This window comes from Streptomyces sp. NPDC031418, from assembly GCF_055581605.1.
Genome location: NZ_JBVIJC010000012.1, coordinates 85,166 through 104,623 on the forward strand (window position 1 = coordinate 85,166; position 19,458 = coordinate 104,623).

Below are 19,458 nucleotides of genomic sequence, written 5' to 3' on the forward strand. Positions count from 1 at the left end.
AAGACCATGACGACCCTGACCGAAGCCGTCACGACGGGGAGCAGCGCCGAGGAGCTGCTGCGGCACCCGGTTCCCGAGCAGTACCGGGCCGCCTTCGTCCGCGCCGAGGACACGGAGCTGTTCGTCGGTGTCGAGGACAAGGACGTACGCAAGTCCCTGCACGTCGGCGATGTGCCCATGCCCGAACTGGCGCCGGACGAGGTGCTGGTCGGGGTCATGGCCAGTGCCATCAACTACAACACCGTCTGGTCGGCGATGTTCGAGCCGCTGCCGACCTTCGGGTTCCTCAAGCACCTCGCCTCCCAGGGCGGTTGGCACGCCCGGCACGACCAGCCGTACCACGTCCTCGGCTCCGACGCGTCCGGTGTGGTGGTGCGCGTCGGCTCCGCCGTCCAGCACTGGAAGCCCGGCGACCACGTCGTGATCGCCACGGCCCATGTCAACGACCAGGAGCCGGCCAGCCACGCCGACAGCATGCTCGGCGAGGACCAGCGCGCCTGGGGCTTCGAGACCAACTTCGGCGGCCTCGCGGACTACACGGTGGTGCGCGCCAGCCAGCTGCTGCCCAAGGCCGCGCATCTGTCCTGGGAGGAGGCGGCCGTCAACCCACTGTGCGCGGCCACCGCCTACCGCATGCTGGTCAGTGACCGGGGCGCCCGGATGAAGCAGGGCGACGTGGTGCTCATCTGGGGCGCGAGCGGTGGACTCGGGTCCTACGCCGTGCAGTTCGTGCGCAACGGCGGCGGCACGTCCATCGGTGTGGTCAGCTCCCCGGAGAAGGCCGAGATCCTGGCCGGACTGGGCTGCGACGTCGTCATCGACCGCACCGAGATCGAGCAGGGCGACCCCGGCAGCCTCCAGCGGCCGGAGGGCTGGAAGCGCCTGGGCAAGGCGATCCGCAAGGCGGTCGGCGAGGACCCGCACATCGTCTTCGAGCACGTCGGCAAGGCGACCTTCGCGGCGTCGGTGTTCCTCGCCCGGCGCGGCGGCACGGTCGTCACCTGCGGTTCCAGCACCGGCTACCAGCACCAGTTCGACAACCGCTACCTGTGGATGAAGCTGAAGCGCATCATCGGCAGCCACGGCGCCAACCTCCAGGAGCAGTGGGAGACCAACCGGCTGATCCAGCAGGGCCGGATCGTCCCCGCCCTGTCGGCCGTCTACCGGCTGGACGAGGTGGCCGAGGCCGCCCGCAGCATCCAGACCAACCGCCACATCGGCAAGGTCGGTGTGCTGTGCCTGGCTCCCGAGCCGGGGCTCGGGATCACCGACCCCGCCACCCGGGCGCGGATCGGCGAGGACCGGCTGCACGCCTTCCGCAGCGCGGACGGTGGCAGGTGAGGGACCAGCTGACGTCGGTCCTGGCGGAGTCCGGCGAGTCCGGACGCCCCAGGCTGTCCGCGCAGGAGGTGGCCGCGCTGCCGGTGCCCGAGTCCTACCGGGCGGCCGTGCTGCTGCGCGAGGAGACGGAGATGTTCGCCGGGATGAGCAGCGCGGACAAGGACCCGCGCAAGTCCCTGCACGTCCAGGAGGTGCCCACCCCGGAACTCGGCCCGGGTGAGGCGCTGGTGGCGGTCATGGCCAGCTCCGTCAACTACAACACCGTCTGGTCCTCGATCTTCGAGCCGGTACCGACCTTCGCGTTCCTGGAGCGGTACGGCCGTACCTCGCCGCTCGCCGCGCGGCACGACCTGCCGTACCACGTGATCGGTTCGGACCTGGCCGGTGTGGTGCTGCGCACCGGTCCGGGGGTCAACGCCTGGAAGCCCGGCGACGAGGTCGTCGCGCACTGTCTGTCCGTGGAGCTGGAGTCCCCGGACGGGCACGACGACACGCTGCTCGACCCGGAGCAGCGGATCTGGGGGTTCGAGACCAACTTCGGCGGGCTCGCCGAGCTGGCCCTGGTCAAGTCCAACCAGCTGATGCCCAAGCCCGGCCACCTCACCTGGGAGGAGGCCGCCGCCCCCGGGCTGGTGAACTCCACCGCCTACCGGCAGCTGGTCTCCCGCAACGGCGCGGGCATGAAGGTCGGCGACAACGTGCTGATCTGGGGCGCGAGCGGCGGGCTCGGCAGCTATGCGACCCAGCTCGCGCTGGTCGGCGGCGCCACCCCGATCTGTGTGGTCTCCAGCGAGCAGAAGGCGGAGATCTGCCGGCGGATGGGCGCCGAGGCGATCATCGACCGCAGTGCCGAGGGCTACCGGTTCTGGAAGGACGAGCACACCCAGGACCCGAAGGAGTGGCGCCGGTTCGGCTCCCGGATCCGTGAGCTGACCGGTGGCGAGGACGTCGACATCGTCTTCGAGCACCCGGGACGGGAGACCTTCGGCGCCTCGGTCTACGCGGCGCGCAAGGGTGGCACGATCGTCACCTGCGCGTCGACCTCCGGTTACCAGCACCAGTTCGACAACCGCTACCTGTGGATGTCGCTGAAGCGCATCATCGGCTCGCACTTCGCGAACTACCGCGAGGCGTGGCAGGCCAACCGGCTGATCGGCAAGGGGCGGATCCATCCGACCCTGTCGCGGGTGTACCCGCTGGGGGAGGTCGGGCAGGCCGCCTACGACGTCCATCGCAATCTGCACCACGGCAAGGTCGGCGTCCTGGCACTCGCCCCGCACGAAGGGCTGGGGGTGCGGGACGCGGAGCTGCGCGCCCGCCACCTGAGCGCCATCAACCGCTTCCGCACCGGGACCGGCCCCGTATGAGCCGGCCCCACCGCGGTTCGCTCGACTGAACAGGACCGCCGTCCGCCGGACCCGCCGGCGGGCGGCATGGAACGGTTCGATCCGCGCACGGTGAAGAGAGGTGTCCAGTGACAGGCACACAGCAGGTCGAGGCAGTACTGCGTCGGATCGACGGCCGCGCCGGTCCGCGTGTCGTCCGGGTTCCGGCGCAGCCCGCCCGAGGAGAGATCGCGGACCAGCACGCCGTCGAGTACGTCGAGCTGACGGAGAGTCTGCTGCGGACGGTGCGCAGGGAAGTGCTCTTCGTCAACTGCCAGATGAACGGGTACGGCCGGGAGGAGATCGAGCGGGCCCGGGAGAGCATCACCGCCCTGGCCGGCCGGTCGGTCACGACGTCCGTGATCTGCCCCCCGGACGAGCTGGACGGCCACGGCCGGCTGGAGTTCCTGGAGCGGATCAGCCGGGAGAACGGGGCCCGGGTCCGGATCAGCACCGTGGATCTGCACGGGATGGTGGTGTTCGACCGCAAGCGGATCCTGATGTGGCAGCCCGGGCGGAGCCGCCGCTGTGTCCTGGTGCACTCCCCCGTCGTGGTCGAGCCGCTGGTCGCCCTGCTCGACGCGGCCTGGGACGGGGCCTGCGACCTGGACCGGTTCCTCCACTACCAGCGCAACGTCCTGGACGAGAAGACCCCGCAGATCCTGCGGCTGCTCGGCTCGGGCCGCAAGGACGAGGTCGCCGCCCGCCAGCTCGGCATCTCCGTGCGCACCTACCGGCGGTGCGTGGCGAGCCTGATGGAGGTGCTGGGGGCGGAGTCCCGGTTCGAGGCCGGGGTGAAGGCGGCCGCGCTGGGGCTCATCGACGTCCACGCGGACGTCGACCTCGATCACGAGCCCATCGAGCGGCAGCCCCGCGGGTCCGGTTCCTTCGGGCTGGGGCGGTCGCTGCGCGGTACCGCGACGGCGGCCCCGTGGGCGCCCCGCTGGTGCCCGAGGTGACCTAGGGCCTGTCTTTCGGATCAGGTCGGCTGCGGCGCCGGCGCCTTCTGGCCAACCCGAGCGGGCTCTGCTGCGTGCAGAGGCAAGGCGGAGGAGGGAAGCGACGCGGAGCGATGGGGGTCCCCCCGCGCGAGCGCAGCCGAGCGTGGGGGAGAGCGACGACAACGCAGCAGATGTGCGTGCCAGGGCCCGCGACGCCGGCAAGATCCGAAAGACAGGCCCTTAGGGCCCGTCCCGTCCCCGCCCCCGGTTTGGCAGCTTGCTGACTCGCGGGCCGGGGCGGGACGGGCCGCCCCCTACGCTTCCGGCGAGGCGTCCCCGCCAGGGCACAGCCCCACGACGCGACGGAAGAGACCCGGGAACCGTGCACACCACAGCTGCTGACGACGCGACACCGATCTTCGCGCGGGACAAGCGCATCTGGTTCCACCACTGCGACCCGGCCGGCATCGTGTTCTACCCGCAGTATCTGCTGCTCATGAACGAGCTGCTCCAGGAGTGGTTCGAGACCGGACTGCGGACGGACTACGCGGGGCTGTTCGCCGAGCGGCGCCTCGGCATCCCCACCGTGCGGCTGGAGTGTGACTTCCACGCCCCGAGCCGGCTGGGCGACACCGTGCGCTTCGCTCTGTCGGTGCCGCGGATCGGCACCAGTTCGTTCCATCTCCGCTTCTCGTGCACCGGCCCGGACCCGTCCGACGTCCGGGTGCAGATCAAGGCCGTCCTGGTGTGCATGTCGCTCGACGAGCACCGCCCGGTCCCGATTCCCGGCGACATCCGTGACGCGATGCAGGAGTGGCTGGTCCCGGTGGCCGACGCGACGACGTGACAGCGGAAGGACGAGACCGAGATGGCAGACGAACTGATGCTCGTCGACGGGCTGGGCGCGGGCAACTTCTTCCGCACCGCGGCCGCCGTCGGCGGCACCGCCGCAGCGAGCGTCATCGAGCTGGACAAGGAGTACCGGCACCCCGAGGGGCACACGGTACGGGAGTTCGGGCTCGCCGAACTGGACGAGCTGACCGACCGGGTGGCCGCCGGGTACCAGCGTGACGGCATCGAGGCCAAGGACCCGGTGGCGGTCTTCCTGGACGAGAGTGTCCGCTATCTGATCCACTACATCGCCCTGACGAAGATCGGCGCCATTCCGGTCTTCCTCAACAGCGGGCTCCGGCCGGACATCGCGGCCGCGTTCGTCTCCCGGGTCGGCGCGGTCGCCGTGGTCAGCGACGGCAGGCTCGAGCGTACGGCGCTGGACCTGCCGTACTACGACGCCGAGCCCTACGCCACCGGCCCCTACACGGCGTTCACCCACGCGGACGACGACCCCGTCCTCATCGCACACACCTCCGGCACCACCGGCGTCCCGAAGGCCGTCCAGTTCAACCACACGGGCTTCTTCTTCGGGATCCGGCAGCAGATCGGGGCCGACCTCGGCCGGCGCGTGCTGTCCGCGCTGCCGCAGAGCCATGCCTCGGCGATCTCCGTGCTGATGTCCTGCGTGGCCCGGGGCAGCCGGGTGCTGCTGGTCACCGCGCGCGAGGGCGAGCAACTGGCGCGGGGAATCGAGGAGTTCCGGCCCGAGCTGGTCGCCGCCTTCCCGAAGGTCTTCGTCGACCTGTGCCGGCTCGACCTGGACCGCTACGACTTCGGCTCGGTCGCCCGCTGGATGTCCACCGGTGACGCCAACCACGAGCGGCACATCAGGAAGCTCGTCCAGCTCGGCAACCACCGCGACCGCAGCGGGCGGCCGGCCCCCGGGTCGCTGTTCATCGACAACTTCGGCTCGTCCGAGTTCGGCTTCGCCATGTTCCGCAATGTCCACTCCCCCACCACCAACCGCTACGGGCGGTGCATAGGGCGGCCCTTCGACTGGATCGACGCCCAGGTCTTCGACGACAAGGACGAGCCGGCGGCGCCCGGCACGGTGGGCCGGCTGGCGCTGAAGTCCCCCACGGTGACCGCCGGTTACTGGAACAACTCGCTGCTGAGCGAGAAGAACCGGGTGCGGGGCTACTGGCTCACCGGCGACCTCGCCTACCGCGACGAGGAGGGCCGCTTCTACCACGTCGACCGCACCACCGACAGCATCGACACCCCGCACGGCACCATCTACAGCTGCGAGATCGAGGAGCTGATCATGCGGCAGGTGCCGGAGGTGTTCGACTGCTCGCTGGTCCACTCCCGGCCGGCCCCCGAGGCCGCGCAGCGGCTGGTCCTCACCGTCGACCTGCCGTCGGCCGGCACCGATCTGGCGGACCTGCGCTCCCGGATCAACGCCGTGCTGGCCCAGCGGGAACTCCCGGTGATCGACCGGCTCGTGGTCAAGGCGCCCGACGAACACATCGGCCTCACCGGGAAGGCACTCAAGCGCACCATGCGGGACGCCTATCAGAGCGTGTGACGCCTTCGCCCTCCTCCCCTCCCCCCCCGGATCACCCGGGCGTGCTGCTCCCCCCCGACGGCACGCCCGGGTCACCTCTTCCGGTACGTCAGTCAGAGAAAGAACAGCCCATGCCGACACCCAGGCTGCACATGCCGGCGGCCAGCACACCCGCCAGGCCCGAACGCCGGACGGCGGCGGTCCGGACGGTCACCTACATCGTGTTCACGCTGCTGCTCGGGGGGACGGTGCCCACCCCGATGTACTCGCTGTACGCCCAGCGGCTCGCTCTCACCCCGGTCGTGGTCTCGGCCGTGTTCGCCGCGTTCGCGGTCGGGGCGCTGTGTGCCCTGATGCTCTTCGGCTCGTTGTCCGACCAGATCGGGCGGCGGGCGACGATCGTCCCGGCGGTCTGTCTCGCCCTGGCCAGCTGTGCGGTGTTCGCCGGCTTCCACACCCTGCCCGGCATCATCGCCGGCCGGCTGCTGACCGGCCTGTCGGTGGGGCTGGCCAACGGCGCGGCCACCGCCTATCTCGGCGAGCTGTTCCAGGACCGCGGCCGGGCCGCGCTGACCTCCTCGGTCGCCAACATGCTGGGCCTCGGGACGGGGGCGCTGCTGTCCGGGGTGCTGGTGCAGTACGTGTCCGCTCCGCTGACGCTGTCGTACCTGGTGCTGGGGGCCCTGCTGCTGCCCGGGCTCGGGCTGCTGCTGATGCCCGAGACGGTACGCCGGGAGGGTCCGGCGCGCTTCCGGCCGCAGCGGCTCGGGGTTCCGGCGCAGATGCGGACGGTGTTCACCGCGATGGCGGTCGCGGTCTTCGGCTCCTTCGCCCTGCTCGGGCTGCTCGCGGCGCTCGCGGGCAAGTTCCTGGTCAGCGGTCTGCACATCACCAGCCATCTGATGGTGGGCGTCGTCGCGTTCTGCGCGTTCGGCTCCGCGGCGGCCGCACAGCTGGTGGGCGCCCGGCTGGCGCCCCGGGTGGGCTCGGTGGCCGGCATGGTGGCGGTGCCGGTCGGGCTCGGCCTGTTCGTGGCCGCGCTGCCGGCCACCTCGCTGGCGCTCTTCCTGGTCGGCTCGGTGATCGGCGGCGCGGGCAGCGGGCTCGCCTTCCGCGCGGGCCTCGCCATGGTGTCCCACCAGGCACCGCCGGACCGGGTCGGCCAGGTCGTCTCCAGCTACTTCGCCTCGGCCTACCTGGGCCTGACCGTGCCCGTGCTCGGCATCGGGGTGATGGTCATGGAACTGCCGCTGCTCACCTCGGCCCTCGTCTTCGCCGTCATCATCAGCCTGCTCGCCGCCCTCAGCATCACGGTCACCGTGGCGACCCGGCCGCGGGCAGCGGCCTGAACGAACGGACCGGCTCGCAGCCGGCCGGGGAAAGGAGTTCGGCCATGCCGGACAGCGGCGCGACCGGGGTGGATTTCTGGTTCGACCCCATCTGCCCCTGGGCGTGGATGACGTCCCGCTGGATGCTGGAGGTGGAGAGACAGCGGCCGGTGCGGGTGCGCTGGCACGTGATGAGCCTGTCGGTGCTCAACGAGCACGGGCTCGACGATCTCCCGGAACGCTACCGGGAGATCGTCCGCACGGGCTGGGGCCCGGTGCGCGTGTGCATCGCCGCCGAGCAGGAGTTCGGCGCCGAGGTCCTGGGCCCGCTGTACACCGCGCTGGGCACCCGGCTGCACCCGCGGGGGCTGCCGCGGGACCGGGCCACCCTGACCGCCGCGCTGGCGGAGGCCGGACTGCCCGAGCGGCTGGCGGACGCCGCGGACACCGACGCCTTCGACGCGGCGCTGCGCGCCTCCCACCGGGAGGGCATCGAGCTGGTGGGCGAGGAGGTGGGCACCCCGGTGATCGCGCTGCCCGGCGCGGACGGCGAACGCATCGCGTTCTTCGGGCCGGTGGTCACCCCGGCCCCCAAGGGCGAGGCTGCGGCCCGGCTGTGGGACGGAACCCTGCTGGTCGCCTCGACGCCCGGCTTCTACGAGCTCAAGCGGAGCCGGGAGACCGGGCCGGTCTTCGACTGACCCGGGACGGCATTTCGCCTGTAGGCGGCAGCTTCTTGCCATGTTCCTCCGGGAACGGCAACAAGCTGCCGCCCGTCGCTGTCCTCGCGCCCTCAGCACGCACAGTGGGTTCGTTAAGCACTTGACGATCCCAGGGAGGGGCGCATGACCGTCACGACCTCCGGCCGGCCGGCCGCCGAACCACCCGTCGCGGAGCGGACCGGCGCCGCCGCCCCGCGGATCACCTGATGCGCACGGCTCCACGGCCTGACCGCGCGCCGGGCACCGGTCCGATGCCGTAGCAGCCCCTGGGGCCGTCCGGCCCCCGGTACTCACCCCCCACCGTCCGCCCGGCTGAACACAGGGAGTTCCACATGCCCTCAGCACGCGTCACGACCACGGACCGCCGCCGCGCCCCGGAGCCGCACGCACACCGCCACGCGGCGGCCGCGGACTGCAAAGAGGAGACCGGGCCGCTGAACCCGGCCCTGTTACGGACCTTCGTCGAGGTCTACCGCACCGGCTCCTTCGGCAAGGCCGCCCAGCGGCTGCGCATCTCCCAGCCCGCCGTCACCCAGCAGATCCGGATGCTCGAGGAACGGGTGGGCGTGCCGCTGTTCGTCCGGCACGCCACCGGCTCCCGGCCCACCCCGGCCGCCGAGTCGCTGGCCAGGGACGCCGAAGGCGCGGTCGACGCCCTGGACTTCGTGCTCCAGCGCTACTTCGGCACCGACGGTCCGGCCCGCCCGCTGCGGCTGGGCGCGCCCAGCGACCTGATCGGCGAGCGGATCCTGCCCGCCCTCGCCGACATGCTCGGGGACGGCCTCCAGCTGCGCACCACCCTCGCCCTCTCCGACGTCCTGCTGCCCCAGCTGGCCGCGGGTGAACTCGATGTCGTCGTCGTCCGGGTCCGGCCCCGGCTGACGGGTATCACCGCACTGCCCCTGTACGACGAGGAGTGCAGCCTGGTCGCCTCGCCCGAGCTGGCCCGCGTGCTGCGGCCCGAGCTGGTGGCGGGCGGTGCGCCGGAGGTGCTGGCCGACCGGCCGCTGGTCGCCTACGCCGAGTCGGTGCCGCTGATCGACCACTACTGGTGGTCGGTCTTCCACCGGCCGGCGCCCAACGCGCCCGATGTGGTGGTGCCGGACCACCGGGCGGTGCTGGCCGCGCTCCGGGCGTCGATCGGCATCGCCGTGGTCCCGACGTACCTGTGCGCCGACGACTTCGCCCGCGGCACGCTCGTCCCGCTGCTCGCCCCCGAGATACCGCCGATCACCACCATGTATCTGGCGACCCGCGAGGGGGACGCGGTGTCCCGTCCGCAGGTCGCCGCCGCCCAGAGCAGGCTCCTCGCCTGCGGCCGCGGCTGGAACTGACGCGCCGGACCGGCGCACCTGGCCGGGCATCAGGGGCGGTCGGGGGCGGTCAGCCGCCAGTCGAGGGTGCGCCGGAAGTAGACGAGCGGTTCGCCCGGCGCGGCCTCGCAGCGGGTCACGTCCCCGATCAGGACCGCGTGGTCGCCGTGCTCGACCACCCGGGCCCGCAGGCAGCGCAGGTACACCAGCGCGTCGGCCAGCCGGGGCACCGGTCCGTCCCAGGACCACTGCTGCCCGGCGAACTTGTGGTCGGCGCGGCTCGCGAACGCCGTCGCGGCCGCGCCCTGTCCGGCGTGCAGCAGATGGACGCCGAACTCCTCGGCCGCGAGCAGCGGTGCGTAGCAGCGTGACCGCCGGTCGACCGCCAGCAGCACCGACGGCGGTGACGCGCTGTAGGAGCACAGCGAGGACACCAGCAGTCCGCGCGGGCCGCCCTCGCGGTCGGCGGCGGTCACCACGGCGACGCCGGACGCCAGGCTGCTCATCGCGTCGCGGAACGTCTCGGGTTCCACCACGGACATCCGCGCCTCCAGCACGGTCCACCTCGCATTCGTCGACGGGATGAGCCCCTGGCGGCCCGGCGGCTTCGCCGCGATCGGTCAGCGAGCGGCGGGGCGGAACCGGGGGGCGACCTGCTCGGCGAACAGGCGCAGCGTCCGCTCCGAGTCCCGGAAGTCGGTGTAGCCGGAGTTGACCTGGATGCTGACGCACAGGTCGTCGCCGTACTTCTCCCGGGTGGTGTCCAGCTGGCGCACCACGTCGTCCGTGTTGCCGGCCAGGATCCGGCCGTCGCCGAGCGCCTTGCCGAAGTCGTACTCGCGCGCCTTGTCGACGAGCTTGTCGTACCCCTTGTACTGGTCCGAGCTCTTGCGCAGCCAGCCCTCGGCGGCCTGCGACATCAGCACGACGTGGTTGTTCTCCATCTCCTCGCCGCGGCGGAGCGCCTCGTCGCGGTCGTCGGAGAGGTAGCAGTTGTACTTGAGCTGGATGCGCGCCGCGCCCGCCCGGTGGCCGGCGTCCGCCCAGGCCTTGCGGTAGGCGGTGAGCATCTCCACCACGGTCTCGGGGCTGACGATCGTCGGCACGATCTGGAGGTGGTAGCCGGCCTGGCCGGCCGCGGCGCAGGACTCGGGGCTGGAGGCGGAGGCCACGAACACCGGGGGGCCGGACTGCTGGTACGGGCGGGGCGACAGCGTGACCGGTCCGAAGGAGTGGAACTCGCCCTCGAAGACGACGTTCTCCTCCGTCCACAGCCGGCGGCAGGCCTCGATGCCCTCGCTGAAGCGGCGGCGACTCTCGTCGATGGACACGCCCAGCCACTCGAACTCCTGCGGCAGCCAGGCCCGGCCGAAGCCGACGTCCAGGCGCCCCTCGGAGATGTTGTCGAGCATCGCGAGCTTGCTGGCGAGCTGGAGGGGGTGGGAGAAGGCCGGGATGACCGCGCCGGTGGCGACCCGGATGGTCTTGGTGCGGGCGGCGATCGCGGAGAGCAGGGTCACCGGGTCCGGGCTGTAGCCGCCGTACGGGGTGCCGTAGTGCTCCACGGTCTGGACGTGGTCGAAGCCGTACTCCTCCGCGATCTGACTGAGCGCGATGGCCTCGCGGTAGAACTGCGAGGCGGGCTTGTGATCAGGTGTGAAGACCGGGAAAAAGTTCAGACCGAAGTCCACGGGACTCTCCTGAGGGAAGGTTGTGCCGTCGTGGGCAGAGGGTGAGGCGACGAGGCGGCCCAGCGGTCTCACCGTGCGGCGGCAATCGGCTCCGAAGGGGTCCGCGAGGCACCGCGGAACCCGCCGCTCAAGCCAGGCAACTGTGGCAACCGGCCGCGAGGGCCGTCAAATAAGGTGCGCTATCACCTCGATAAGGGATCTGATCCCCACCCTGATCCCTCCCCCGGCCTTCGCGCCAATTCGTGTACGGAGCAAGGGAATTGGTGCCGACCGGCGGTAACGTCGGGGCGTCCCGTCGGCGTCCTTCGGAAACGGTGGTCATGAACACTTCCGTCCTCGCCTGTACCGACCGCCGGCCCGCGTGCGGGCTGGATCCCGATCTCGCGGCGCTGCTCGCGCGGTCCGGTCTCGTCCCCGAGCACGTCGAGGAGGTCGCGCGCCGGGTGGTCGGGGAGGAGACCGGCACCGGGGTGGACCGGGCCACGGCCGTCCTGGTGCCCGAAAGCGCCGTCCTGGTGGGTGACTTCACCGCCCGGCAGGACGGCGTGGTGGCAGGGCTGCGGGTCGTGGAGGCCGTCCTGTCCGTCGCCTGCGCCGAGGGGTTCACGGTGCGGCGCCGGGCCGAGGAGGGCGCACGGGTCGAGGCCGGGCAGGTGCTGCTGAGCCTCACCGCTCCCGCCCGTGCGCTGCTCACCGCCGGGAACGGCGCGCTGAACCTGCTGTGCCGGATGTCCGGGATCGCGACCGCGACCCGCCGCTGGGCCGACGTCCTGGACGGTACGCGGGCCAGGGTCCGCGACACCCGCAAGACCACGGCGGGGCTGCGGGCGCTGGAGAAGTACGCGGTGCGGTGCGGCGGCGGCGTCAACCACCGGATGTCGCTGTCCGACGCGGCCCTGGTCAAGGACAACCATGTCGTCGCGGCCGGCGGGGTCGCCCAGGCGTTCCGGGCCGTGCGCCGGCGCTTTCCCGAGCTGGCGATCGAGGTCGAGGTGGACACCCTGCCCCAGGTGCACGAGGTGCTCGACGCGGGCGCCGACCTGATCCTGCTGGACAACTTCACCCCGGCCGCGACCGCCGAGGCCGTGGCCGTCGTCGCAGGCCGTGCCCTGCTGGAGTCCTCCGGCCGGCTCACCCTGGACACCGCCCGCGCCTATGCCGAGACCGGCGTCGACTACCTCTCGGTGGGCTCGCTCACCCACTCCGCGCCGGCGCTCGACATCGCGCTGCGGCTGCGCGACTAGGGCCTTTCTCTCGCCGGCAAGATCCGAAAGAGCGGCCCTGAGCCGGGGCGGCCCCGCGCGGGCCTGTACTCCGCCGGGGCGGCCGAGGGCCACCCCACTGCCCGAAGGTGCAGGAAGGTGCCACGGCCAGGGCGCAAGGGACGGTGCGCCCCCAGCATGGGCTCACCGGAAGCCCCGGCACGCGGAGCCCAGACAGAGAAATCGGCGTGTCTCCGCGGCGGGGCCCCTGACCGAGGAGCGACGTTGCAACCACTGGCACCGTCCGCGCATCTGGACACCTTCCCCCGCGACAGTCTGCCGCCGCGACGGGAGTGGCCCGAGCTGGTCTTCGACCTGCCGGAGCTGCACTATCCCGGGCGGCTCAACTGCGCGGAGGAGCTGCTGGACGCGACCATCGCCCGGTTCGGCGCCCAGCGGCCCGCCCTGCGCGACGGGTCCGGCCGGGTCTGGTCGTACGGGCTGCTGCGGGAGCATGTCGACCGGATCGCCCGGGTGCTGACCGAGGACCTGGGTCTGGTGCCGGGCAACCGGGTACTGCTGCGCGGGCCCAACTCGCCCTGGCTGGCCGCCTGTTGGCTGGCGGTGCTGAAGGCGGGCGGGGTGGCGGTGACGACCATGGCGCTGCTGCGCGCCACGGAGTTGCGCGAGATCGCCACCAAGGCCCGCATCGGCCTGGCCCTGTGCCACAGCGGCTACACCGACGAGCTGGAGCGGGCCGGGCTGCCGGGGCTGCGGGTCATGGAGTACGGGGACGCCGGGAGCGAGCTGAACCGGCGCGCCGATGCCAAGCCCGCACAGTTCGCGGCGGTGCCGACGGCCGCGGACGACGTCGCCCTGATCGCGTTCACCTCGGGCACCAGCGGGCTGCCCAAGGCGACGATGCACTTCCACCGCGACGTACTGGCCATCGCGGACACCTTCTCGGCGCGGGTGCTGCGGCCCCGGCCGGACGACCTGTTCGGCGGCAGCCCGCCGCTCGCCTTCACCTTCGGCCTGGGCGGACTGCTGGTGTTCCCGCTGCGCGCGGGCGCGTCGGCGCTGCTGCTGGAGAAGGCCGCCCCGGAGGAGCTGTTCACCGCGGTGGGCCGGCACGGCGTCACCGTGCTGTTCACCGCGCCCACCGCCTACCGGACGGCGCTGCGCCGCATCGACACCTACGATCTGCGGTCCCTGCGGCGCTGTGTGTCGGCCGGGGAGGCGCTGCCGGCCGACACCTGGCACGCCTTCGAACGGGCCACCGGTCACCGGATCATCGAGGGCATCGGCTCCACGGAGATGCTGCACGTGTTCATCTCGGCCGCCGACGACGACATCCGGCCGGGCTGCACCGGCCGGCCGGTGCCCGGCTTCCGGGCCCGGGTGATCGACGAGCAGGGCGCCGTGGTGCCGGACGGCGTGCCGGGGCGGCTCGCGGTGCAGGGGCCGACCGGCTGCCGCTACCTCAGCGACGACCGGCAGCGCGCCCAGGTCCAGGACGGCTGGAACATCACCGGCGACATCTACGTCCGCGACGCCGACGGCTACTTCCGCTACCAGGCCCGCGCCGACGACATGATCGTCACCGCCGGCTACAACGTGGCCGCCCCCGAGGTCGAACAGGCGGTGCTGCGTCATCCGGCCGTCCTCGACTGCGGGGTGGTCGGCGTGCCCGACGCGGAGCGCGGCTCGGTCGTCAAGGGCTTCGTGGTGCCGGCGCCCGGGGTCGAGCCCAGTGAGCAACTCGCGCGGGACATCCAGGAGTTCGTCAAGTCGGAGATAGCCCCGTACAAGTATCCGCGGCTCGTGGAGTTCGTCGCCGCGCTGCCGATCGGCGCCACCGGGAAGCTCCAGCGCCATGTGCTGCGCGCGGGTGCGCCGGTGGACCGTCCCTGACCGGCCCGGCAGCCGCGCATCCGGTCCGCCGGCCGCGCGCCGTCTCCCCTTATCTTTTCCGGTTCTTTCAGGCAGGTGAGTTCTCATGTCGCTGACGGACGCCGTCGGCACCCCTTGGCCCGACCGGCGCACGGCACGCTGGACCACGCCCGCCGGGGTGGGCGTGCACCGCTCGACGCTGCCGGCCGGTCCGGCCCGGCTCGCCCGCGCCCGGCTGGAGAACACCCTCGACCAGCGGCGCGGCATGCTGCGGTACTGCGGTGACGACCTGGTCATCGGCTATGCCGATCCGCCGGTCGAGGTGAGTGTGCGCGGTGACCGGGTGGCCGTCCGGGCGCTCAACTCCCGGGGCCGGGTGCTGCTTCCCGCGCTGCGGGCGGCGCTGGAGCCGGTGCTGACCGAGTGGTCGGCCGACGCCGACGAGGTCGTGGGACGGGCGCCGGGGCCGGGCGGGGTCTTCGCGGAGGAGGACCGTACCGCGCACGCCGGGGTGTTCCAGGCGGTGCGCGCGCTGCTCGCGGCCATGGCGGGACCGGACGACCGACTGCTGGGCCTGTACGGCGCGTTCGGCTACGACCTGCTGTTCCAGGTGGAGCCCGTCGAGCTGCACCAGGTCCGCGACCCGGACGACCGCGACCTGGTGCTGCATCTGCCGGACGAGATCCACGAGCTGGATCTGCGCCGGGACGAGGCGCTGCGGCACGTCTACGAGTTCAGCGCCGAGGGCACGAGCACCGAGGGGCTGGAGCGCACCACCGAGGCCGCGCCGTTCGCCCCCGGCTCCCCCGGCCGGCTGCGCGACCACGCGCCCGGTGAGTACGCCGAGGTGGTCGAACAGGCCAAGGAGCTGTTCCGGTCCGGCGACCTGTTCGAGGTGGTGCCCGGCCAGGTGTTCCGCCGAGCCTGCGCCGAGCCGCCCTCCGTGCTCTTCAGACGGCTGCGCGAGACCAACCCCGCTCCGCACAGCCTGCTGGCCAACCTCGGGGAGGGCGAGTATCTGATCGGCGCCTCCCCGGAGATGTTCGTACGGGTACGGCGCGAGGGCGACCCGGCCGGGCTCGGCGACCGGCTGGTGGTGGAGTCCGCGCCGATCAGCGGGACCGTCCGCCGGGGCCGCGACGCCCTGGAGGACGCCGAACGCGTGCGGGAACTGCTCGGCTCCGTCAAGGAGGAGTCGGAGCTGACCATGTGCACGGATGTCGACCGCAACGACAAGGCGCGGGTCTGTGTGCCGGGTTCGGTGCAGGTCACGGCGCGGCGGCGGATCGAGACGTACGCGACGCTCATCCACACCGTGGACCGGGTGCGCGGGGTGCTCGCGCCGGGCCGGGACGCCCTGGACGGCTTTCTCGCCCATCTGTGGGCGGTGACCGTCACCGGGGCGCCCAAGCTGGCGGCGGTCGAGTTCATCGAGCGGGTGGAGCGCTCGCCGCGCCGCTGGTACGCGGGCGCGGTGGGCTGCCTCGCCTTCGACGGCACACTGGACACGGTGCTGACCCTGCGCACCATCCAGGTGCGGGACGGGGTGGCGACGGTGCGGGCGGGGGCGACCCTGCTGTACGACTCCTCGCCGCAGGCGGAGGAGGCCGAGACCGAGCTGAAGGCGCGGGCGCTGCTCGACGTGCTCACCGTGCCGTTGCCGCACTCCGGTCCGGGGCCGCTGACCGTGGGCCCGGACCGGCCGGGCGAGGGGCTGCGGATCCTGATGGTGGATCACCGTGACTCGTTCGCGCACTGCCTGGCGGACTATCTGCGGCAGACCGGCGCGAGCGTGACGACGTACCGCAGCCCCGGGCATCTGCCGGTGCTGGCGCGGGAACGGCCCGATCTGCTGGTGCTCTCACCGGGGCCGGGCCGCCCCGCCGACTTCGGGCTGGGCGCGACGCTCGCCGAGGCGGAGCGGCTGGACCTGCCGGTGTTCGGGGTCTGCCTCGGACTGCAAGGGCTCGTCGAGTACTTCGGCGGCAGCCTCGGGGTGCTGGACCGGCCGGTGCACGGCAAGTCGTCCCAGGTCCGGGTGACCGCGCAGGACAGCCGGCTGCTGGCGGGGCTGCCCCGGGAGTTCACGGTGGGCCGGTACCACTCGCTGTACGCCAGCGCGGCGCAGATGCCGGCGGAGCTGCGGGTGACCGCGGAGACCTGGGACGGCGTGGTGATGGCGGTCGAGCACCGGGAACGGCCGCTGGCCGCGGTGCAGTTCCACCCCGAGTCGATCATGTCGGCGGGCGGCCGGAGCGGCCATCTGGTGGTCGCGGGCGCCGTGACCTCCCTCGCCCGCGGCCGCACGGCCGCCTCGGTGACCGGCCCCCGCTCGTGACCACCCCACCCGGCCCCTCCACAACAAGAACCCCCCGTCCCCCCGCCGGAAGACACCCGGCCGCGCGCCCGGCACCCCGGCCGAGAGCGGCGCGCCCGCCGGGTGGGCCGCTGGGCCCGGGCACGACCCCAGCACCCTGGCCAAGCACAGCACGCCCACCAAGTGGACCCCCGGATCCGGCCCTGAACCGGGCACCCCGGCCGACCACGGCACCCCCACGGGGTGGTCCCGCGGGCCCGGGCACGAACCCGGCACCCTGGCCGACCACGGCACCCCCACCAGGTGGACCCCCGGATCCGGCCCCGAACCCGGCACCCCGGCCGACCACGGCACCCCCACGGGGTGGACCCGCGGGCCCGGGCACGAAGCCGGCGCTCCTCGGCGGCACGCCCTCCGGCACCGGAGCGGGTCCCGAGCGCGGTGGCGTGGGTGAGGGGGGTGGCTGATGGGTGGGGTCGATGGCGCGCTCGCCGAACTGGCGGGGTGTCCGCCGCTGTTGTTGCCCGGTGAGTGCGACCGGTTGCGGGCGCGGCTCGCCGCGGTCGCGCGGGGCGAGGCGTTCCTGCTGGCCGCGGACGACGTCGCGGGCGGGCAGGTCGCCGAGGCGTTCGGGACGCTGCTGCGGATGGCCGTCGTACTCTCCTACGCGGGTGCGCGTCCGGTCGTGAAGGTGGTCGGACCGCTCGGCGACGGGGCGCCGGCGCGGGGGACGTACCAGGCCACGGCCGCGGCCCTGAACCTGCTGCGCGGGCTCACCGCCGGACACCACACCGACGTACGGCGGGTGCACGGAGAGATCCAGGACTTCGTGGCGCGCTCCCCCGCGCGAGCCCGGCACACCCGCCTGACCCGGCGGATCGCCGCGGCGATCCGCTTCATGGAGGCCTGCGGGGCGACGCCGGAGGCGCTGCGCAGGGCGGAGTTCTTCACCGGTCACGAGGCGCGGGACGTGGCGTACGAGAGGGCGCTGACCCGGACCGCCGAGCGCGGCGGACGGTACGGTCTGTCCGGGCATCTGCTCTGGCTCGACGGGCGCACCCGCCGGCCCGACGGCCCGCAGGTGGCGTACGCCGCGGGCATCCGCAACCCGCTCGGGGTGCGGCTGGGGCCGGCCACGGCGGCCGACGAGGTGCCTGCGCTGGTCGACCGCCTCGATCCGGGGCGCGAGCCGGGACGGCTGACGTTCCTCGTCCGGATGGGCGCGGCGGCGGTGCGGGACCGGCTGCCCGGGCTGGTGGCGAAGGCCACCGCGAGCGGCGCCCCGGTGGGCTGGGTGTGCGACCCGGTGCCCGACGGGACGCCCGCCCGGGTGCTGGACGAGATCGGCGGCTTCTTCGAGGTGCTCCGCGCCCTCGGCGGCCATCCGGGCGGGGTCCGGCTGGAGTTGGCCGGTTCCCGCCTGGGCCAAGAGCAGGCACTGGATCTGGCCTTTGCGTTGGCCGAACTGTACTGACTCCGGACAGTCCGTCACCTGCATGGTTAAGCTGGTGAAATGACGTTAGCCAGGTCTCCGCTGACCCTGGAGGTCATCGACCTCATCGGCACGATGGTGTCCCGTTTCTACGGCGAGTACGAGGCGGCCGCGGCCGTGCACGGGCTCTCCGGCTCCCAGGCGCGGCTGCTCGCCCTGCTGTCGCACGGCCCGCTGCCGATGCGCAGGATCGCCGAGCAGCTCAAGTGCGAACCGTCCAATGTGACCGGGCTGGTGGACCGGTTGGAGGCCCGCGGTCTGGTGCAGCGCCGGCCCGACCCCGCCGACCGCCGGGTCAAACTGGTCCTCGCCACGGACGCGGGCCGGTCCACCGCCGGGCAGGTGCACGCCTCGCTGGACTTCGCCCGCGAACCGCTGGCCGCGCTGCCGGAACAGGACCGGGCGCTGCTGCGGGATCTGCTGCGCCGGATCCTGTCCTGACCGCTCTGTGCGTCAGAGCTTGCGGGCGACGATGATGCCGTAGCCGACCTGCGGCAGGTCCCCGAAGCGCTCGATGATGTCGGCGGCCTCGGTGAGCTGCTCGCTGAACGCGTCGTCGAAGGTCTCGGTGGCCTGCCGGATGGCGGCTGCGGCCAGCGTGTGGCTGCGCCGCACGTTCTCGCCGATGTCCAGCACCTCGACGACCTTCAGGCCCGCGTTCTCCATGTGGGCGACGTAGGTGTCGGCGTCACCGAGCGGCGGGATCTGGAAGAGCCGGCGGTTCGCCGCGACGATCTCGGCCTCCCGCTCGTCCAGTTCACCCTGCTGGTACGGGTTGGCCGTGACCAGCGTGCCCCCGGGGCGCAGCACCCGCGCCGCCTCGGCGATGGCCTTGCCGCGGTCGGACATGTGCAGGAAGGACTCGATGGCGTAGACGCCGTCGAACTGCGCGTCGCCGAAGGGCAGGGCCATGCCGTCGCCCTGCCGGAAGGCCACCTGGCCGCTGTTCTCGCCGACCTCGGGCCGGGCAGCGGCCGTCTCCGCCTGCTGGGCGCTGATGGTGATGCCGGTGACGTGTACGTCCCACCGGCCGGCGATCCGGACGGCGGGCTTGCCGCTGCCGCAGCCGACGTCCAGCACCCTGAGGCCCGAGGAGAGTCCCAGCCGCTCGGCGACCATGTCGGTCAGGGTGTCGGTGGCCTGCTCGACCGACGCGTCGTCCTCGTCACTGTGCCAGTAACCGAGGTGGATATTTCCCCCCATCACTTCGGAGAGAAGGTCCGTCGACTGGTCGTACATGCTGCCGACATCCGCCGCGGTGGGAATTTGCTGTTCGGCCATCCCTGATATGCCCTTCCTTATTTCCCCGACCGGTGCACGCGCACCGCCGCTCGGACGCTACAAACAGTGAACTCCGTTTGTCAACGCACTACTCGGCCCACCTGGAGCCCCTATTCCGCGCTATTTCCGAGTTGTTTCCGCCGTGTTGAGC

At 72.6% G+C, this 19,458-nt stretch carries 16 protein-coding genes; 13 read left to right on the top strand and 3 right to left on the bottom strand.

Annotated features, from left to right (window positions below; translation table 11 throughout):
• The first annotated feature begins 6 nt into the window (after positions 1-6).
• From ccrA (ACZ5CZ_RS19525) to ACZ5CZ_RS19560, 8 genes are all read left to right on the top strand, one after another.
• Positions 7-1,341, top strand: a complete 1,335-nt coding sequence (ccrA, locus tag ACZ5CZ_RS19525; protein ID WP_385842221.1) for a crotonyl-CoA carboxylase/reductase — start codon at positions 7-9, stop codon at positions 1,339-1,341.
• 20 nt (positions 1,342-1,361) lie between these two features.
• Positions 1,362-2,708, top strand: a complete 1,347-nt coding sequence (ccrA, locus tag ACZ5CZ_RS19530) for a crotonyl-CoA carboxylase/reductase (protein ID WP_385842471.1) — start codon at positions 1,362-1,364, stop codon at positions 2,706-2,708.
• A gap of 107 nt (positions 2,709-2,815) precedes the next feature.
• Positions 2,816-3,685, top strand: a complete 870-nt coding sequence (locus tag ACZ5CZ_RS19535; RefSeq protein ID WP_468944350.1) for a hypothetical protein — start codon at positions 2,816-2,818, stop codon at positions 3,683-3,685.
• A gap of 364 nt (positions 3,686-4,049) precedes the next feature.
• On the top strand, positions 4,050-4,514 hold the full coding sequence (locus tag ACZ5CZ_RS19540) for an acyl-CoA thioesterase (protein WP_385844352.1): 465 nt from the start codon (positions 4,050-4,052) through the stop codon (positions 4,512-4,514).
• Positions 4,515-4,535: 21 nt separating this feature from the next.
• Positions 4,536-6,089: a class I adenylate-forming enzyme family protein gene (locus ACZ5CZ_RS19545; protein ID WP_385844351.1), complete on the top strand. Its 1,554-nt coding sequence runs from the start codon at positions 4,536-4,538 to the stop codon at positions 6,087-6,089.
• A gap of 110 nt (positions 6,090-6,199) precedes the next feature.
• Positions 6,200-7,417 carry an MFS transporter gene (locus ACZ5CZ_RS19550; RefSeq protein ID WP_467540810.1) on the top strand — a complete coding sequence of 406 codons (1,218 nt, stop codon included), beginning with the start codon at positions 6,200-6,202 and terminating at the stop codon, positions 7,415-7,417.
• A 44-nt stretch (positions 7,418-7,461) separates the two neighbouring features.
• The gene (locus ACZ5CZ_RS19555) at positions 7,462-8,097 is read left to right on the top strand and encodes a mycothiol-dependent nitroreductase Rv2466c family protein (protein WP_468944355.1); all 636 of its coding nucleotides are present in this window, start codon (positions 7,462-7,464) and stop codon (positions 8,095-8,097) included.
• 353 nt (positions 8,098-8,450) lie between these two features.
• Positions 8,451-9,452 carry a LysR family transcriptional regulator gene (locus ACZ5CZ_RS19560; protein WP_385844347.1) on the top strand — a complete coding sequence of 334 codons (1,002 nt, stop codon included), beginning with the start codon at positions 8,451-8,453 and terminating at the stop codon, positions 9,450-9,452.
• A 29-nt stretch (positions 9,453-9,481) separates the two neighbouring features.
• On the opposite strand, the gene ACZ5CZ_RS19565 is transcribed toward ACZ5CZ_RS19560, so the two are convergent.
• Positions 9,482-9,973, bottom strand: a complete 492-nt coding sequence (locus tag ACZ5CZ_RS19565) for a flavin reductase family protein (RefSeq protein ID WP_468944358.1) — start codon at positions 9,971-9,973, stop codon at positions 9,482-9,484.
• 78 nt (positions 9,974-10,051) lie between these two features.
• A complete protein-coding gene (locus ACZ5CZ_RS19570) occupies positions 10,052-11,122 on the bottom strand; it encodes an LLM class flavin-dependent oxidoreductase (RefSeq protein WP_385844344.1) in 1,071 nt (356 codons plus the stop codon).
• A gap of 320 nt (positions 11,123-11,442) precedes the next feature.
• On the opposite strand from ACZ5CZ_RS19570, the gene nadC reads away from it, so the two are divergent.
• From nadC to ACZ5CZ_RS19595, 5 genes are all read left to right on the top strand, one after another.
• Positions 11,443-12,366: a carboxylating nicotinate-nucleotide diphosphorylase gene (gene nadC / locus ACZ5CZ_RS19575; protein WP_385844342.1), complete on the top strand. Its 924-nt coding sequence runs from the start codon at positions 11,443-11,445 to the stop codon at positions 12,364-12,366.
• A 156-nt stretch (positions 12,367-12,522) separates the two neighbouring features.
• Positions 12,523-14,238 carry an AMP-binding protein gene (locus ACZ5CZ_RS19580; RefSeq protein ID WP_468944361.1) on the top strand — a complete coding sequence of 572 codons (1,716 nt, stop codon included), beginning with the start codon at positions 12,523-12,525 and terminating at the stop codon, positions 14,236-14,238.
• 85 nt (positions 14,239-14,323) lie between these two features.
• On the top strand, positions 14,324-16,555 hold the full coding sequence (locus ACZ5CZ_RS19585; protein WP_468944363.1) for an anthranilate synthase component I: 2,232 nt from the start codon (positions 14,324-14,326) through the stop codon (positions 16,553-16,555).
• A gap of 445 nt (positions 16,556-17,000) precedes the next feature.
• Positions 17,001-18,008 (top strand): 3-deoxy-7-phosphoheptulonate synthase, encoded by a 1,008-nt coding sequence (locus ACZ5CZ_RS19590; protein ID WP_385844337.1) that lies wholly within the window; start codon positions 17,001-17,003, stop codon positions 18,006-18,008.
• A 39-nt stretch (positions 18,009-18,047) separates the two neighbouring features.
• Positions 18,048-18,467, top strand: coding sequence for a MarR family winged helix-turn-helix transcriptional regulator (locus ACZ5CZ_RS19595; protein ID WP_467540828.1), 420 nt, complete (start codon positions 18,048-18,050; stop codon positions 18,465-18,467).
• Positions 18,468-18,479: 12 nt separating this feature from the next.
• Here the strand turns inward: ACZ5CZ_RS19595 and ACZ5CZ_RS19600 are convergent, their stop codons facing one another.
• The gene (locus ACZ5CZ_RS19600; RefSeq protein ID WP_385844335.1) at positions 18,480-19,307 is read right to left on the bottom strand and encodes a class I SAM-dependent methyltransferase; all 828 of its coding nucleotides are present in this window, start codon (positions 19,305-19,307) and stop codon (positions 18,480-18,482) included.
• Positions 19,308-19,458: the final 151 nt, after the last annotated feature.

Excerpts from the sequence above, each read along its gene's own strand:
- ACZ5CZ_RS19560 (WP_385844347.1), top strand. The coding sequence starts at position 8,451 with ATGCCCTCAGCACGCGTCACGACCACGGACCGCCGCCGCGCCCCGGAG.
- ACZ5CZ_RS19550 (WP_467540810.1), top strand. The coding sequence starts at position 6,200 with ATGCCGACACCCAGGCTGCACATGCCGGCGGCCAGCACACCCGCCAGG.
- ACZ5CZ_RS19595 (WP_467540828.1), top strand. The coding sequence starts at position 18,048 with ATGACGTTAGCCAGGTCTCCGCTGACCCTGGAGGTCATCGACCTCATC.
- ACZ5CZ_RS19600 (WP_385844335.1), bottom strand. The coding sequence starts at position 19,307 with ATGGCCGAACAGCAAATTCCCACCGCGGCGGATGTCGGCAGCATGTAC.
- ccrA (WP_385842221.1), top strand. The coding sequence starts at position 7 with ATGACGACCCTGACCGAAGCCGTCACGACGGGGAGCAGCGCCGAGGAG.
- ACZ5CZ_RS19545 (WP_385844351.1), top strand. The coding sequence starts at position 4,536 with ATGGCAGACGAACTGATGCTCGTCGACGGGCTGGGCGCGGGCAACTTC.
- ACZ5CZ_RS19555 (WP_468944355.1), top strand. The coding sequence starts at position 7,462 with ATGCCGGACAGCGGCGCGACCGGGGTGGATTTCTGGTTCGACCCCATC.
- ACZ5CZ_RS19565 (WP_468944358.1), bottom strand. The coding sequence starts at position 9,973 with ATGTCCGTGGTGGAACCCGAGACGTTCCGCGACGCGATGAGCAGCCTG.
- ACZ5CZ_RS19580 (WP_468944361.1), top strand. The coding sequence starts at position 12,523 with ATGGGCTCACCGGAAGCCCCGGCACGCGGAGCCCAGACAGAGAAATCG.
- ACZ5CZ_RS19585 (WP_468944363.1), top strand. The coding sequence starts at position 14,324 with ATGTCGCTGACGGACGCCGTCGGCACCCCTTGGCCCGACCGGCGCACG.
- ACZ5CZ_RS19590 (WP_385844337.1), top strand. The coding sequence starts at position 17,001 with ATGGGTGGGGTCGATGGCGCGCTCGCCGAACTGGCGGGGTGTCCGCCG.
- nadC (WP_385844342.1), top strand. The coding sequence starts at position 11,443 with ATGAACACTTCCGTCCTCGCCTGTACCGACCGCCGGCCCGCGTGCGGG.